The sequence below is a fragment of the Janthinobacterium sp. TPC_1 genome (assembly GCF_056037845.1).
Genome location: NZ_CP195157.1, coordinates 3,779,735 through 3,795,424, shown reverse-complemented (window position 1 = coordinate 3,795,424; position 15,690 = coordinate 3,779,735). Strand labels below are relative to the sequence as shown.

11 protein-coding genes, 1 tRNA gene and 4 pseudogenes are annotated in these 15,690 nt (G+C 60.6%); 7 read left to right on the top strand and 9 right to left on the bottom strand.

Going from position 1 to position 15,690, the window contains the following annotated elements; translation table 11 throughout:
• Nucleotides 1-83: 83 nt before the first annotated feature.
• Nucleotides 84-767, bottom strand: a complete 684-nt coding sequence (locus ACQVLG_RS18635) for a DUF2325 domain-containing protein (RefSeq protein WP_474290564.1) — start codon at nt 765-767, stop codon at nt 84-86.
• Between the two features lie 129 nt (nt 768-896).
• Nucleotides 897-1,502, bottom strand: coding sequence for a hypothetical protein (locus tag ACQVLG_RS18630; RefSeq protein ID WP_474290563.1), 606 nt, complete (start codon nt 1,500-1,502; stop codon nt 897-899).
• A gap of 278 nt (nt 1,503-1,780) precedes the next feature.
• Between ACQVLG_RS18630 and ACQVLG_RS18625 the strand changes: the two genes are divergently transcribed.
• Genes ACQVLG_RS18625 through ACQVLG_RS18600 form a run of 6 tightly spaced genes read left to right on the top strand, consistent with a single transcriptional unit; the run spans nt 1,781 to nt 6,369 of the window.
• Nucleotides 1,781-2,674 carry a PoNe immunity protein domain-containing protein gene (locus ACQVLG_RS18625; RefSeq protein ID WP_474290562.1) on the top strand — a complete coding sequence of 298 codons (894 nt, stop codon included), beginning with the start codon at nt 1,781-1,783 and terminating at the stop codon, nt 2,672-2,674.
• Between the two features lies 1 nt (nt 2,675).
• Nucleotides 2,676-3,521 (top strand): PoNe immunity protein domain-containing protein, encoded by an 846-nt coding sequence (locus ACQVLG_RS18620; protein WP_474290561.1) that lies wholly within the window; start codon nt 2,676-2,678, stop codon nt 3,519-3,521.
• Nucleotides 3,522-3,550: 29 nt separating this feature from the next.
• Entirely contained in the window at nt 3,551-4,414 is an 864-nt protein-coding gene (locus ACQVLG_RS18615) for a PoNe immunity protein domain-containing protein (RefSeq protein WP_474290560.1), read from the top strand.
• A 16-nt stretch (nt 4,415-4,430) separates the two neighbouring features.
• A complete protein-coding gene (locus ACQVLG_RS18610) occupies nt 4,431-5,042 on the top strand; it encodes a hypothetical protein (protein WP_474295885.1) in 612 nt (203 codons plus the stop codon).
• Nucleotides 4,925-5,260, top strand: coding sequence for a PoNe immunity protein domain-containing protein (locus ACQVLG_RS18605; protein ID WP_474295712.1), 336 nt, complete (start codon nt 4,925-4,927; stop codon nt 5,258-5,260). The genes ACQVLG_RS18610 and ACQVLG_RS18605 overlap by 118 nt, the downstream gene beginning before the upstream one ends.
• Entirely contained in the window at nt 5,257-6,369 is a 1,113-nt protein-coding gene (locus ACQVLG_RS18600; RefSeq protein WP_474290559.1) for a hypothetical protein, read from the top strand. The genes ACQVLG_RS18605 and ACQVLG_RS18600 overlap by 4 nt, the downstream gene beginning before the upstream one ends.
• A 57-nt stretch (nt 6,370-6,426) precedes the next feature.
• Here ACQVLG_RS18600 and ACQVLG_RS18595 read toward each other — a convergent pair whose 3' ends face one another.
• The 7 genes and pseudogenes from ACQVLG_RS18595 to cysS form a co-directional block, all read right to left on the bottom strand.
• Complete coding sequence (locus tag ACQVLG_RS18595) at nt 6,427-8,031, bottom strand: methyl-accepting chemotaxis protein (RefSeq protein ID WP_474290558.1); 1,605 nt, start codon at nt 8,029-8,031, stop codon at nt 6,427-6,429.
• 378 nt (nt 8,032-8,409) lie between these two features.
• Nucleotides 8,410-8,502: transfer RNA gene (locus ACQVLG_RS18590), tRNA-Ser, on the bottom strand.
• Between the two features lie 110 nt (nt 8,503-8,612).
• Nucleotides 8,613-9,860, bottom strand: coding sequence for an aspartate kinase (locus tag ACQVLG_RS18585; protein ID WP_070221317.1), 1,248 nt, complete (start codon nt 9,858-9,860; stop codon nt 8,613-8,615).
• Between the two features lie 196 nt (nt 9,861-10,056).
• Nucleotides 10,057-11,476 (bottom strand): annotated as a pseudogene (tilS, locus tag ACQVLG_RS18580) (tRNA lysidine(34) synthetase TilS).
• Between the two features lie 100 nt (nt 11,477-11,576).
• Nucleotides 11,577-12,552 (bottom strand): annotated as a pseudogene (locus ACQVLG_RS18575) (acetyl-CoA carboxylase carboxyltransferase subunit alpha).
• A gap of 54 nt (nt 12,553-12,606) precedes the next feature.
• Entirely contained in the window at nt 12,607-13,326 is a 720-nt protein-coding gene (locus tag ACQVLG_RS18570; protein WP_230541027.1) for a DNA-3-methyladenine glycosylase family protein, read from the bottom strand.
• Nucleotides 13,326-14,721 (bottom strand): annotated as a pseudogene (gene cysS / locus ACQVLG_RS18565) (cysteine--tRNA ligase). Before cysS ends, ACQVLG_RS18570 begins: the two are co-directional and overlap by 1 nt.
• Nucleotides 14,722-14,999: 278 nt before the next feature.
• On the opposite strand from cysS, the pseudogene ACQVLG_RS18560 reads away from it, so the two are divergent.
• Nucleotides 15,000-15,630, top strand: a pseudogene (locus ACQVLG_RS18560) (peptidylprolyl isomerase).
• Nucleotides 15,631-15,690 lie beyond the last annotated feature (60 nt).

The window sequence follows — 15,690 nt, the reverse complement described above, 5'->3', positions numbered from 1 at the left end:
TGCAGGGACAGCATGGGCGCTTTCTATGACGTCGAATGGTGGCCATTCTGCCCCATGCGGATTAAGCAGGCATTAATCCGGAATCAAAAAGCAGCCAGCGCCTCCTTGCGCACGAAATGCATGGCTTGCGGCTGGTCCACCAGCACGCACTGCTTGCCCGTGCGCTTGCAGTGGTCATGCACGCGCCAGTAGGCATCGTGGCTGACGCAGCCCGTCTGGCAAATCACCAGGTCGGCCGCTACCAGCCCCGCTTCCAGCGCCGCCACGTCGTCGGCGCCGTCGTCCCCGCCCGCATGGTGCAGGAAGCGTCCGCCGGCCTGCTCGACGGCCTGCTGCGCCACGTGGACGCCGCCCGCAGCCTGGCCCGGCTCCAGATTTGCATAGTTGCCCACGTATAGCACGGCCTTTTCGCGCACGTCGGCCCGCAAGCCCGGCGCGGGCAACCACTGCAGGCGCAGCAACTCGCGCATCAGGTCCTGCACGCGCTCACTGAGCCACTCGACCTTGCGCGCCAGCCGTGCCCGCGTCGGCAGGCCCGGTGCGGCGGTCGCCAGTTCGGCCAATTCGTCACGCGCCAGCGCCAGCCGCGTATCGCGGATCACGACTTGCGCCCGCGCGCGCATCAATTCCGACTCCAGCTGCGCGATGCGCGCCGCCTGCGCGGCCAGCTGCGCACTGCAGCGGGCCTGCGCCCGCCCATACTCGCCGATCAGCACGCGATGCTCATGCGCGATCGCGTCCTCGTTACCATACACACTGCCCATCATGCCCTCCTTCACACCCGTGGCGCCACGGCGCCTGCCCATTGCACCCCCATAGCCACGAATTATAAATGAGAATCATTATTATTTGTGTATGCACATGCACGCAGCAGGGGTATGCGCTCGCCACCGGCGTCACGCGGCGGGCAAGCAGGACAGCAGGCGTTGCCAGACGTCGTCCTGCACTTGCCGCACATGCCGCACGCCATCGGGGCCGCGATAGATATCCAGCGTATTCGGCCACGCCATGTCGATGAACAACTGCCGTGCCGGATCGATCAGCAGGGACTGCCCCACATAGTTACCCTTGATCTCGCCCTTGTTGACGGCCAGCAAGCGCGCGCCGCCCGCAAGCGCCCGCTCTTCCAGCGCCACGCCGCTGCGCTCGGCCACGTCGCGCAGCCAGCGCTCGCGCCAGCGCGCCTGCTCCTCGAACTGTCCCTTGGGTGGCCGGTCCAGCTTGACGACGGCCGCCACGGGACCGCCTATGCCCGCCTGCAGCGAAAAGCCCATGCGTTCCTGCAGTTCGACCGTATAGGCCTCGCCCTTGACGTCGATCTGGTAGCGCCCCGTCCCGTCCTGCACCAGCAGGTCGGCCTGATGGTAGGCAGGTTTGACGCAATTGGCGTACTGATAGACGAGCACATCGAGGAACGGTGCTGCGGCCGCGGTGGACGCCGCCATGGCGGGCGACAGGCTGGCCCATAAGGCCGCGGCGGCCGCGTATTTGATCTTGCTCATGCTTGCTCCTGTTCACGTAAAAAGACGATGACGGCCGAAAACACCTGCGGCACGCCATCGCGTCGCTCATATTAGCTATTTTGAATCTTTCTTTCTGGCACACGATTCAATTGAATCGCGCTTGTTCGATCACTATTTCTAGTGTGTAATCTTGCAAACAAGTTATGACATCAAATGCCGATACGTTTACCTCACCACACGGAGTCCCAAACAATGTCCGCATTTCTCCATGCAAGTGCATCTTCCTTACGCGTCGATCACGACGGCAGCCGGACAAGATGAACAATCTTCCATTCACCGAGCGGCGCCGCCAGCAATTTCTGGATGAAAAACTGTATGTCAAAACGCGCAACAATCAATTTGCGCTGATTGCAGGAGGACTGGAAAACAAAAAGGTCGCCGACTCAACGCAGGAAAATGCGTCCGTCCATCATTTTTTGTATTTAGAAGAATTCTGGCTCTGGATGCTCGACTATACGGCTGGCGAGCCGATTGATGCGCTGGCGCCGCGCATCGCGGGCATCGTGGATAAGTTTGAAGAATGGAATGCGGTCGATCAACTCTATCAGCAGGATGCGGCGCTTGAGTTTCCAGAGTTTGGACCCTACGAATATCAGGGAGCGCCAGAGTTTTACATCCTGTCCGACTATCAGGACACCTTGCAACTGCTGAGCATTGCGATCCTGCTGCGCGATCAGCGTTCGGTACTGCGCATCATCCACGTGCTGCGCAGCCATCGTGGCCGCGATGGCCTGTTCGAGCAATTGATCGACGGATATGTGGAGGATGGACAAGCACTCGACGCCTGCATCATCGCCAGGCCCTATGACACCCTGCTGCAAGTGTTCTATGAGGAGGATGAGGAAGCTACCTTGGCCCTGCTCCAGAAATACCTGAAACAATGGTATCCGGCCATGAAACATCATCCGCGCTGGCACAACGAGCATCTCAATATCAGCGAGGAAGGCTATGCCGGCTACTACGGCTACTGGGCTTTCGAAGCGGGGGCGACGGTTTTCCTGCTCGACCTGGACGATAGCCAGGCCGGGCATCTGGTGTACCCCAGGGATCTGGTCGACTATGCGCGCCAATTACGCAAGGAAGGCCGCCACACCAGCCTGTATACGAATCCATCGGCGAATCCATCGGCAAAACGAAAAGCCGGCGAATAGCATGGAAAATGCGCCATTCAACACTCGTCGTCGCCAACAATTCCTTGATCAGGATCAATATGAAAAAACCCTGGAAAATTCACGTGCCTTGCTACAGGTTCAGCTGAAAAACAAGGAATTGGCTGCATCCGCTGGAGATAGCAGTTTGGCGCACTATTTCTTATATCTCGAAAATTTCTGGATCTGGATGCTCGATTACACGGCCGGCGTGCCTATCGAAGAACTCGCACCACGGCTATCAGGCATCGTGGACAGATTTTCGGAATGGAACGAAGTCGACCAGCAACATCAACAGGAAACGCTGTCGCAGTATCCTGAATATGGCCCATACAAATACAGGGCAGCGGCGAATTTCGGGGATTTTTCCGATTATGCAGATACCTTGCAATTATTAGGCATCGCCATATTATTACGCGATCAACGTTCGGTCAGGCGCCTTATCCGAATATTGCGCAGCCACCGTGGGCAAGACGGCCTGTTCGAACAGCTGATTGGCGCGTATGTGGACGATGCGATGGAGCTCGACACTTGCATGTTTGCAAAACCCTACGCTACCTTGCTGCAGGCAGTTCATGCAAACGACGAACCTGCGGCACGCATGCTGATCGAGAAGTATTTACAGCAATGGTACCCAGCCATGAAACAGCATCCGCGCTGGCACGACGGCCATCTGCGCATCAGCGAGAAAGGCTACTCACCCTATTATGGCTATTGGGCATTTGAAGCCGGCGCAATGGTCTTTGTTTTTGATGTCGACGACAACGGCATCAACCATATGGTCTATCCCAGGAACCTCGTTGACTATGCCCGAAAATTACGCGCAGAAAACCGTCACACCAGCACGTGACCAGTTTCACCCGAAAAAGGAATCCAGGCATGGAAGATTTGCCATTTCACGAGCGGCGGCGCCAGCAATTTCTTGATGAAGAACTGTATGTCAAAACGCGCAACAATCAATTTGCGCTGATTGCAGGAAGACTGGAACATAAAAAGGTCGCCGATTCAGCGCTGGAAAATGCTTCCGTTCATCATTTTTTGTATCTGGAACTGCTCTGGCTCTGGATGCTCGACTACACGGCGGGCGAGTCCATCGAGGCCCTGGCGCCGCGCATCGCGGACATCGTGGACAAATTTGAAGAATGGAATACGGCCGACCAGGTCAGTCAGCGGGAAGCGGCGCTTGAGTTTCCAGATTACGGGCCGTACGCCTACTTCGGCGCGCCAGACTTTTCCATCCTGTCCGACTACCAGGACACCTTGCAACTGCTCAGCATTGCCATCCTGCTGCGCGATCAGCGCTCGGTGCTGCGCATCATCCACGTGCTGCGCAGCCACCGTGGCCGCGATAGTCTGTTCGAGCAATTGATCAGCGCCTATGTCGACGACAGCCAGGATCTCCACGCCTGCGTCCTCGGCAAGCCCTACAGTACCCTGGCGCAAGTCTTCTTTGAAGAGGACGAGCATGCCACGCTCGCCCTGCTCCAGAAATACCTGAAACAGTGGTATCCAGCCATGCGACATCATCCACGCTGGCATGACGGACATTTGAGAGTCAGGGACGCAGGTTATGCACCTTATTACGGCTACTGGGCATTCGAAGCGGCGGTGACGGTTTTCCTGCTCGACCTGGACGATAGCCAGAGCAGATCCCTGGTGTATCCCAGGGACCTGGTCGACCATGCGCGACGGCTACGAAAAGAAGCGCGCTACACCAGTGAAGTTGCATGGCCGCAACCATAATCAGCAAAGGACAAGAATGCAGACGCTGAACGAACAGGATTTTTTGGCGCGGCGCAGGGAAGCGCGGCTGTCCTACGCCATCTACCTTGAAAGCAAGGAAAGCCAGGACGAGTGCTACGACATGGTGGCAGCCGGCTTGCAACAGCCGGCGCACGTGCTGCAACATATTCCACCAGAAAATTTCATGACGGCCACGCGTGAGCGGGCCTGGGATGGCGTCGACCAGCTCGCCCTCGCCTATAGCGCCGGCCACCCGCTGGACGAGCTGCACGGCGCGTATCCGACGATACTCGCTTACTGGCTGACGTTTGCCCGCCATGACATGGCATTTGACGCTCAGGCCGGCGAAGCCGAGCAGGGATTTCCCCACTTCGCCCTGCCCGGCGACGGCTACGAACAGGTCAACCGCATGGTCTGCCTAGGCATTTTGCTGGGCTGCGGCAGTTTGCTGCCCCCTGGCGCCCCGTCATCGATTTCAATAACCATGAAAAGGATGGCTTGCTGGAGCGGCTGCTGGCATGCTTCGTCGCCGGCAGGGATGCCGCCTGGCCAAAGTGCACGCGCCATCTGCCCTACGTCAATACACTCAAGATATTCGCGGCAGAAAAAGATGCCCGTCCCGCGCTGATGCACGCTTATCTGCAGCAATGGTATGAGGCCAGCCGCCGCGAGCCCTATTACGACAGCCACCGGCGCGACACCTCGTTCTGGGGCTACTGGTCCTGGGAAGCGGCCGCCATCACCTGCGTGCTCGATATCGACGACAGCGGCTATCGCGGCGCAGAATTCTATCCGGCCGACCTGGTGGCGTTCTGCAAAAGGCAAGGGAAAGGTCCCGGCGCATGAAAGCTACCAGCGCCAGCATCGCCATCGCCACCGCCGTCACCGTGGTTGCAGGACTCTGCTTCGCCCTGCCCAAGCAGTCGCCTGTCGCCACCGATCCCTTTCCGGGCATTTATTCCATCATCGACCCTGTCACCGGCGAGACCAAGGATGTCCTGAAAGTGGTGCCGTTGCTGAACGAGTACCTGGTACGCGCGCGTTTTGGCGGCGACGGGCCATGGACGGGCCCCATCTACGCCAAAGTCATGGGTAGCAGCGACAGCTATGCGTCGCCGCCACTGTTTCAGCAGGACCGCATGGTCAGCGCGCTAGCGCTGGGAGAGATCGGCTACCTCTACCACACGCCGGGAAACAAGAACTCACGCGTCGGCCCGTCCGATACCGGCTATATCAGCAATATCGCGGCCTTCGGCATTACCACCCTGTTCCACCGGCCACTACTTGCGGACGAGCGCGGGGAGCGGGGCCGGGACGGCTCCACGTCCGGCGCCGGTGAACGGCAGTTGTCGGTCAGCACCTTGAACTACAGCCCGCGCATGATACAGGTGGGCATCAGTTCCGCCAGCAATCCCGACAACGCTGTCGATACCGATCCACTGCATCCTTACATGAGCAGCGCCGCCAGCTGCTGCCTTTTCCTGCCGGCGCAGGCCGCCGCGCCATTGCAGGTCAAGCTCGAATATCGCTGGCTGCCCAAGGGCAAGCCTGAAGTGCTGGCCCTGACCTTGCCGGCCTACGGCGACGCCGACGAACTGCTGATACTGGTGCAGGCGGATGGCAGCATGAGCGTGGAATTTCGCGCTCCCGGCAAGGACCTGGATCTGACGCCCGAGGGCGTCAAATCCATCAATGGCAAGCCGTATCCCCTGCCACCGGCCGCCGAGCGCAAGGCGCGCCTGGCTGCGGAACTGGTGCGAAGAAAACGCTTCTTGAAAGATATGTACAGGCTGCGGGACAAAGGCACGGGCGAATCTGTCGAGGCGACATATCAGCTGCGCTACCTGATCGACGAGTACGAGAAAACCATCACCTATCTGGAAACGTTTTCCGCCTGCACAGGCAGCCTGGCGACGTGCCACAAGCAAGCCATTGCAGCGGTTCACGCGCCATAGCGCAGCAACGCCCACGAAACGCCATGCCGAACGGCATCCGGGCCGCCAGCCAGCCTGTCAGCGGCCCGGATGCGCGGGCGCGGCAAGCACGCCGGCAGCGGCACCCGCGTCGAGCTTGAACACCCCCACTTCCCGCACCAGGCTGGCCGCCTGCTCTTCCAGGCTGCCGGCAGCGGCGGCCGCCTCTTCGACCAGGGCGGCGTTCTGCTGCGTGACCTCGTCCATCTGCGTGATGGCCTGGTTGACCTGTTCGATGCCCAGGCTCTGCTCCTGGCTGGCGGCGGCGATTTCGCTCATCAGGTCGACCACCTGCTTGACGGATGTCACGATCTTGTCCATCGTGGCGCCCGCCTCGTCCACCAGCTTGCTGCCCGCATCGACGCGCTCGACCGAGTCGCCGATCATGGCCTTGATTTCGCGCGCGGCGCTGGCCGAACGTTGCGCCAGGCTGCGCACCTCGCTGGCGACGACGGCGAAGCCGCGCCCCTGCTCGCCCGCCCTGGCTGCCTCCACGGCCGCATTCAGGGCCAGGATATTCGTCTGGAAAGCGATGCTGTCGATCACATCGACAATATCGACGATCTTGCGCGAGCTGGCATTGATGGCACCCATGGTATCGACCACGCGCCCGACCACCTGCCCGCCCTGCACGGCAAATTCGGACGCCGATACCACCAGCTGATTCGCCTGCCTGGCATTGTCGGCATTCTGCTTTACCGTGCTGGTCAGCTCCTTCATCGCGGAAGCCGTTTCTTCCAGCGAACTGGCTTGCGCCTCCGTGCGCGACGACAGGTCGAAATTGCCGGCCGCGATTTCACGCGAAGCCACCGTAATGCTTTCCGTGCTGCTGCGCACCTGGCCCACGGTGCGCGACAGGCTGCCATTCATCGCTTCGAGGGCTTGCAGCAATTGACCGGGCTCATCGGAAAAGCGCTTGTCGAGGCGATTGCTCAAATCGCCGGCCGCCACCCTCTGCGCGGCCCGCAGCGCCTCCTGCAGGGGGCCGGTAATGCTCCGGCTGATCAACACGGCACCGGCGATGCTGACGCCCAGCGATGCCAGCAGCAAGCCCGCCAGCAGCACGGTCGCCGAGCGCGCCCTGTCGGCCGACTCGGTCTCGAATGCGCCGGAACGCTTGCTGGTCATGTCGACGACGCGGTTGATGGCCGCCAGATGGCTATCGTAGCTGGCCGCCATCGCCGCCATGGCGGTGGCCACGCCAGCCTTGTCCTGCCCCTGCAGCGCGGGAATGAGGCGCGTGAATGCCATCTCATAGAATGCCACTGCAGGGGCGTGCGCCTGCGTCAGCAAGGTGTCGGCGATATCGTGATCGAGATCCTGGGTACGCCAGAACTGGTGGCGCGTGTCGTACTCAACCTTCAATGCCTTCAGGCGTTCGACCAGCTTGTCTTGCGCGCCCCGCTCTTCGGACGCCATCAGCTGGAAGGCGACCAGGTAGGATTCGAGGATGTATTCGGGCGGCGGCAGCACGTCGGCCACCAGATCCCTTCCCTGCACGATGCGGTGATACACGGGTCCGTTGACCTTCAGTTCGTGCAGCACGCGCAGCGACCAGCCGCCATACACGATCATGCCCAGCGAAAAGATGCCGACCAACAAGGCCAGCCGGCGCGACAGTTTGACTTGGCGAAGCAGCTGCATGTGCGTACCCCCTCGGTTGTGCGGACCATGCCGTCCTTGCCGCTGGCATAGGCCACGCTGGCCAGGATGAAGTTCTGCGCGGCATTTGCAGATTATGCAACTTTTTAAGGGGGTTGGGCTGAATGCCGTGAAAAAGAATCCCTTGCTGAGCGCCGGTCGGCGCATGGGCTCGCATAAGCCGGCGCATGCGCTGGCCACCATTGCCTGAGATGAGGGGACGGCGTTGGCCGCTGCGCGGCCAACGGGGCCGCGCGGGGCGCGGCAGATGGGTGATTCGGAGAGCCTGCGCGCCCTTCAGGGCGCTCCGTCTTCGAATCCCACCGTTCCGTCCAGACAAATAAAAAAGCCCCCCGCAGGGGAGGCTTTTTTATTTGATTCTGGCGGAGACGGTGGGATTCGAACCCACGATACAGGTATAAGCCGTATGCATCCTTAGCAGGGATGTGCCTTCGGCCACTCGGCCACGTCTCCTAGCTGATTACTCAACTATGTCTCTGTAGCTAACTGCGCTGCAGCGACGAACGTCATAATATCGATTGCCCCCCCTTTGGTCAAGGGCGTGGGGCAATATTTTTGGATATTTACGCTTTTTCCAGCTCGAACGCTTTATGCAGCGCGCGCACGGCCAGTTCCATGTACTTTTCATCGATCAGCACGGAGATCTTGATCTCGGAAGTGGAGATCATCATGATGTTGATGCCCTCTTCCGACAGGGTACGGAACATTTGCGAGGCGACGCCCACATGGCTGCGCATGCCGACGCCGACGACGGACAGTTTCGACACTTTCGCGTCGCCCGTGATGCTGGCCGCGCCCAGCGCTTCGCGGTTCGCTTCCAGCACGGCCAGCGCGCGCGTGTATTCGCCGCGCGAGACGGTGAAGGTGAAGTCCGTTTTACCGTCGACCGACTGATTCTGTATGATCATGTCGACTTCGATATTCGCGTCCGCCACCGGTCCCAGGATGTGGTACGCCACGCCTGGACGGTCGGGCACGCCGAGCACGGTGATTTTGGCTTCATCGCGGTTGAAGGCGATGCCGGAGATGACTGCTTGTTCCATGTTTGTATCTTCCTCAAACGAAATCAGGGTGCCTGAATTGGCTTCTATTTCCAGCGGCAACATCGGGTCGGTCAGCGACGACAGCACGCGCGTGGGAACGCGGTAGTTGCCGGCAAATTCCACCGAACGCGTCTGCAGCACTTTGGAGCCCAGCGAAGCCAGTTCCAGCATTTCTTCAAAGGTGATGGTCTTCAGGCGGCGCGCCTCGGAGACCACGCGCGGGTCGGTCGTGTAGACGCCGTCGACGTCCGTGAAGATCAGGCATTCGGACGCCTTCATGGCGGCGGCGATCGCCACGGCCGAGGTGTCGGAACCGCCGCGGCCCAGGGTCGCGATGTTGTCGTGCTCGTCGACGCCCTGGAAACCGGTAATGATGACGATCTTGCCCGCATCGAGGTCGCGTTTGACTTTTTCGTCATCGATCGACTGGATGCGTGCCTTGGTAAAGGCGGAATCGGTCTTGATCGCGACTTGCCAGCCAGCATAGGATACGGCTTGTTTGCCGATCGCCAGCAGTGCCATCGACAATAGGCCGACGGACACCTGTTCGCCTGTCGAGGCGATCATGTCAAGTTCACGGGGATCGGGTTGATCCATGATTTCCTTGGCCAGTCCAATCAGGCGGTTGGTTTCGCCCGACATGGCGGATGGCACCACCACGATTTGATGCCCGGCGTCGTGCCACTTGGCAACGCGCTTGGCGACATTCTTGATACGGTCAGTCGAGCCCATCGACGTACCGCCATATTTGTGGACGATTAAAGCCATAAGAGTGAAGTTTCCGCTCAAGAAGAATAAAAAAGGAGGGCTTTACTCTACATGCCGCAATGCAAAATAACAAGCTAAAAAGCGCATTAGCTCATACCGATTGCGCATATGGAAATAACCAATCCATGCAGTCCAGCCGGCTTGAGCAGCCACTTGCCGGCCACCCCGAGAGTGGCCGTGGCGGCTGCCCCTGCGCTCAGCAGGAGACCCAGCGCAAAGTCACGCGGGGACGGTCCAGCAGACTCAGGCAATGGCAATCGAGGCCGATACCGGCCGCAAACAGCAATTGTTGCGCCGCACAGACAAGGGGCAGGCGTTCGCGCTCCCAGGCGGGCACGTCGAACGCCTGGTAATGGTATTTCAAGCTCTTGGTGGGACGGTTCAGGGCCAGTTTCAGGCGCTCACCGCCCTGGCGGAAGTCGATCGTCAAGGTTTGAGCTTGCAACCAGGCAATATCGATACCCTGCCCGCCTTCTTCCACCGCATCGAAATGCAGTACGCCGCCATACGCGGGAAAGGCCAGGCTGGCTTCGCCCTGCCACGTAAATTGCTGGCCGGCTTTTTCCAGGCCGGGAATGCCCGCATCGCTTTTGTCGCGCATGCCGGCAAGGTCATTCAGCTTGGGCGTCAGGTACAGCCGGTCGCGGTGGCGCCGCACGTGGCATTCGGGATGCGTGACCAGCAGTTGCGCATCGGGCCGCGCCTCCAGCAGTTGCGCCAGCATTTCCGCCAGCCACGCCGTCGACGGCATGCGCAAGCCGCGCGTGCCGAACCAGTGGCGCAGCAGGTTGTAGCAGCGGTCCGCGCTCAATTCCCGCAATTTCGCCAATTCGATGCAGTCGCCGTCGAGGCAAGCGGCCAGATCCTGGGTCGCCAGCTCCGTCAGCAGGCGCTGCGCCGATTGCGCATGCTGGGCGCTGCGGGCGAAGCGCTCCTGGAAACCGGGAAAGGCCTGCGCCAGCACGGGCATCACCTGGTGCCGCAGGGCATTGCGGGCAAAGCGGGGATCGTCGTTTCGACTCGTCGTGGATGTGCGCAATGGCATGCTTGTCCACATACGCTTCGAGTTGCCTGCGCGACACGGAAAGCAAGGGGCGCGCCATCACCAGGTCCGGGTTGCCCAGCAGTTCGGGCGCGCTGTTGGCGCCATCCATGCCGGACAGCCCCGCCGTGCCGGAGCCGCGCAGCAATTGCAGCAGCACCGTCTCGGCCTGGTCGTCCTGGTGGTGGGCCGTCAGCAGCAGGCGCACGCCGTGCGCGGCGCACAGCTCGCCCAGGGCCGCATAACGGCGCTTGCGGGCCGCCTCTTCCGTGCCCGTCTTCGCATTCTTTTCCAAGGTGACCTTGCGCGCCTCGAAGGCGATGCCCAGGCCGGCGCACGCCTGCTCGCAGTGCGCCAGCCAGGCATCCGCATTCGGACTCAGGCCGTGGTGCACGTGAAATGCGTGCAAGGCCACGCCCTGCTCTTGCGCCCAGGCATGCGCCAGGTGCAGCAGGGCCGCGGAATCGAGGCCGCCGCTGAGGGCGATGCCGACCGTCTCGCCGGCTTGCGGTCCGCAGGTTTCCAGCGCGCTGGCGAAGATATCGGCGACGGTGGCGGTTTGTTGCTTTTTCATAATACTCCAGGAATGCAAAGAGGGACAGGCGACCAAACGACTCCTGTCGTCTGGCTGCCTGTCCCCGGTGTTCTTGCTGCCGGCCTGCGCCGGCGATGATTTACTCGCTCGGCGTGGTTTCCTTGAACTTGCCGTAGCTCAGCAGTTTTTCATGGCGCGCGGCCAGCAGATCCTTGGTTTTCATGCCCTGGAACTGGCGCAGGGTGTCCGCCAGTGCGCGTTTGAGCAAGGTGGCCATCTGTTTCGGATCGCGGTGGGCGCCGCCCAGCGGTTCGTTGATGATCTTGTCGATCAGGCCCATGGCTTTCAGGCGGTGCGCCGTCAGGCCCAGCGCTTCGGCCGCGTCGGAGGCGCGCTCGGCGCTCTTCCACAGGATCGAGGCGCAGCCTTCCGGCGAGATCACGGGCATAGGTCGAGTATTGCAGCATCAGCACGGCATCGCCCACGGCAATGGCCAGCGCGCCGCCGGAACCGCCTTCACCGATGATGGTGGCGATCAGCGGCACTTTCAGCTCGGCCATCACGTACAGGTTGTGGCCGATGGCTTCCGACTGGCCGCGCTCTTCCGCGTCGATGCCGGGGAAGGCGCCTGGCGTGTCAACGAAAGTGAAGATGGGCAAGTTGAACTTTTCAGCCACTTTCATCAGGCGCATGGCCTTGCGGTAGCCTTCCGGTTTCGGCATGCCGAAATTGCGCATGGCGCGCTCTTTCGTGTCGCGGCCCTTCTGGTGGCCGATGACCATGCACGGCTGGCCGTTGAAGCGGGCCAGGCCGCCGACGACGGACAGATCGTCCGCGTAGCTGCGGTCGCCATGCAATTCGTGGAAATCGGTAAAGATTTCATTCACGTAATCCATGGTGTAGGGGCGCTGCGGGTGGCGCGCGATCTGCGCCACTTGCCAAGGCGTCAGCTTGGCGTAGATATCCTTGGTCAGCTGCTGGCTCTTCTTGGCCAGGCGGTCGATCTCTTCCGAGATGTCGACGGCCGAATCGTCTTGCACGAAGCGCAACTCTTCGATCTTGGAATCGAGTTCCGCGATCGGCTGTTCAAAATTGAGGAAAGTCGTTTTAGTCATTGTACCTCCAGGTTTTACCGGCCACGGCGCCAGGGCGCGCGGCGTCATCTATGTTTATTTTACCGTACCGGCTGGTGCGCCGGGGGCTGCATCGGGTGCGGCAGGGGCGGCTGCAGGGTCGAGACTGCGCCACAGATACCACGTCGCCACGGTGCGCCACGGTTCCCAATTGGCGGAAACTTCGCGGGCATCGCTGCGGGAAACTGGTTCGCCGGAAAAATAATTGACGCTGATGCCCTGGATCAAACCCGGGTCGTCGAGCGGCAAGACATTCGGCCGGAGCAGATTAAATATCAAAAACATCTCGGCTGTCCAGCGGCCGATGCCGCGGATCTGCACCAGTTCGGCGATGACGGCTTCATCATCCATCTGATCCCACTGGCTCGCGTGCACGCGCTTGGCCTTGAAATGGTCGGCCAGGTCGAGGATGTATTCGGTCTTGCGTTTGGACAAACCGCAGGCGGACAGTTGCTCGGCGCCGGCCTTCAAGACTTGTGAAGGCGTGCATTTCGGGCAAGCCAGCAGCAGCTTTTTCCAGGCGGCATCAGCCGCCTTGGGCGTGATCTGCTGGCCCACCAGCGAACGGGCCAGGGTGGTAAACGGGTCGCTATGGCCGACCAGGTGCAGGTCGCCAAATTGCGGGATGAGCTTTTTCATGATGCGGTCGCGCTTCATCAGCTCGATCTTCGCCTCTTCCCAGTAGTGCGGCACCTGGATCACTTGCGCCAGGTCCGTCACCTTGGGCGCTTCCCCGTTTTCCCTGGACGTCGCCATCATGCGCGGCGCCAGTTGGTCGAGCCGTCAGGCTTGTCTTCAAGAATAATGCCTGCGGCCAACAATTCGGCGCGGATCTTGTCGGACTGGGCAAAGTCGCGCGCCTTCTTCGCCGCGCTGCGCGCCGCGATGGCCGCTTCGATGCCGGCCGCCTCGTCCTGGCCGCCGGCCGCGCCGACAGTTGCCTGCAGGAATTGCTGCGGCGTGCGTTCCAGCAAGCCGAACACGCCCGCCAGGCCCTTCAATTGACGCGCCAGGGCCGGCGACTTGCTCTTGTTGACTTCCGTTGCCAGGTCGAACAGGGCAGCCACGGCCAGCGGCGTGTTGAAATCGTCGTCCATCGCTTCGCGCACGCGCACGGCATGGGCTTCATTCCAGTCGATGGCGCCCGCTTCCACCGCCACGTCGGCCAGCGCCGTGTACAGGCGGGTCAGCGACAGGCGCGCGTCGTCCAGGTGCACGTCCGAGTAATTCAGGGGGCTGCGGTAGTGCGCGCGCAGGATGAAGAAGCGGATCACTTCGGCATCGAACTTTTGCAGCACTTCGCGGATGGTGGAAGAAGTTACCGAGCGACTTGGACATTTTTTCATTGTCCAGGCGCACGAAGCCGTTATGGATCCAGTAATTGACGCTGGTGTGGCCGAACGCGCCTTCGGACTGGGCGATCTCGTTTTCGTGGTGCGGGAATTGCAAGTCCGCGCCGCCGCCATGGATGTCGAATTGTTCGCCGAGCAAGGCGCACGACATGGCCGAGCACTCGATATGCCAGCCCGGGCGGCCTTTGCCCCACTTCGAGTCCCATTTGACTTCTTCCGGCTCGGACTCCTTCGACGACTTCCACAGCACGAAGTCGAGCGGATCGCGCTTGCCCGTGTTCACATCGACGCGCTCGCCCGCGCGCAGGTCGTCGAGCGACTTGCCCGACAGCTTGCCGTAGTGGGGGAAATTGCGCACGGCGTAGTTCACGTCGCCGTCCGCGCCCTGGTAAGCCAGGTCCTTCGCTTCCAGCTGCTCGATCAGGCGCAGCATCTGCGGCACGTACTCAGTGGCGCGCGGCGTGTGGTCGGGCGTCAGGATGCCCAGCGCGGCCGTGTCTTCATCCATGTACTGGGTGAAACGCGTCGTCAGCTGGGAAATCGTCTCGCCGTTTTCCACGGCGCGGCGGATGATCTTGTCGTCGATGTCCGTAATGTTGCGCACATAGGTGACGTCGAAACCGGACGCCTTCAACCAGCGGTAGATGACGTCGAAGGCCATCATCATGCGCGCATGGCCGATATGGCAATAGTCGTAGATGGTCATGCCGCAGACGTACATGCGTACCTTGCCCGCTTCCATCGGGACGAATACCTGCTTCTCGCGAGCCAGGGTGTTGTAAATCTTTAGATTGCTCATCGTACTTTGCAAGTGGAGCGGCCGCCAGCCTGGCAAAACGACAGACAGGCGCGGACACCAGGGGTGCCGCGCCACTGAACTGCCGTGTGCGCCGAGACTGTACGACCCGCTATATTGTTGTTCTTGTTTGTTAGAATTAGGGCGTTAGCGGTCAAGTATAACATTGATAAAAACCATACTGGCCCGATATGAATCAGGTTTTTACGATGTTCAACCGAATTTTCATTTATTTACAATTAAAGCAAGTTTAAAGAAAAATAACGATTAAGGACGCCTTCATGCAAGAAATCAAATCGAAACGCCTGTCTTTCCTGGCCCGCTTTTGCACCCTGTTTGCCGGCCTGACCCTGGGCAGCGCCGTCGTGGCAGCCGCTCCGGCGACCGCCCTCGACCCGACGCCCCACGTGGCCCTGAAAACCAGCATGGGCGAGATCGTGCTGGAACTGGACCAGGAAAAAGCGCCAAAAAGCGTGGCCAATTTCCTGCAGTACGTCAACAGCGGTTACTACAAGGGCACGGTGTTTCACCGCGTCATCGACGGCTTCATGATACAGGGCGGCGGCTTCGACAAGAACATGAAACAGAAAGCCACCAAGGCGCCGATCAGGAATGAAGCGCAAAACGGCTTGCAAAACGTCACCTACAGCATCGCCATGGCGCGCACGGGGCGACCCGCATTCGGCTACCGCGCAATTCTTCATCAACGTCAACGACAATGGCGCGCTCGACTATCCTGGCCGCGACGGCTTCGGCTACACGGTGTTCGGCAAAGTCGTCAGTGGTATGGATGTGGTCGACAAGATCAAGGCCGTGCCCGTGGCCGACAAGGGTCCGCACCAGAACGTGCCGGTCACCCCCGTGGTGATCGAATCGGCGACTTTACTCAAGACAGCGCCCGCAAAACTGTAAAATAGCGTTTTTGCGGCGCCGGCCTGGCCGGCACCGCTGAATCAATTATTCATCCAATTT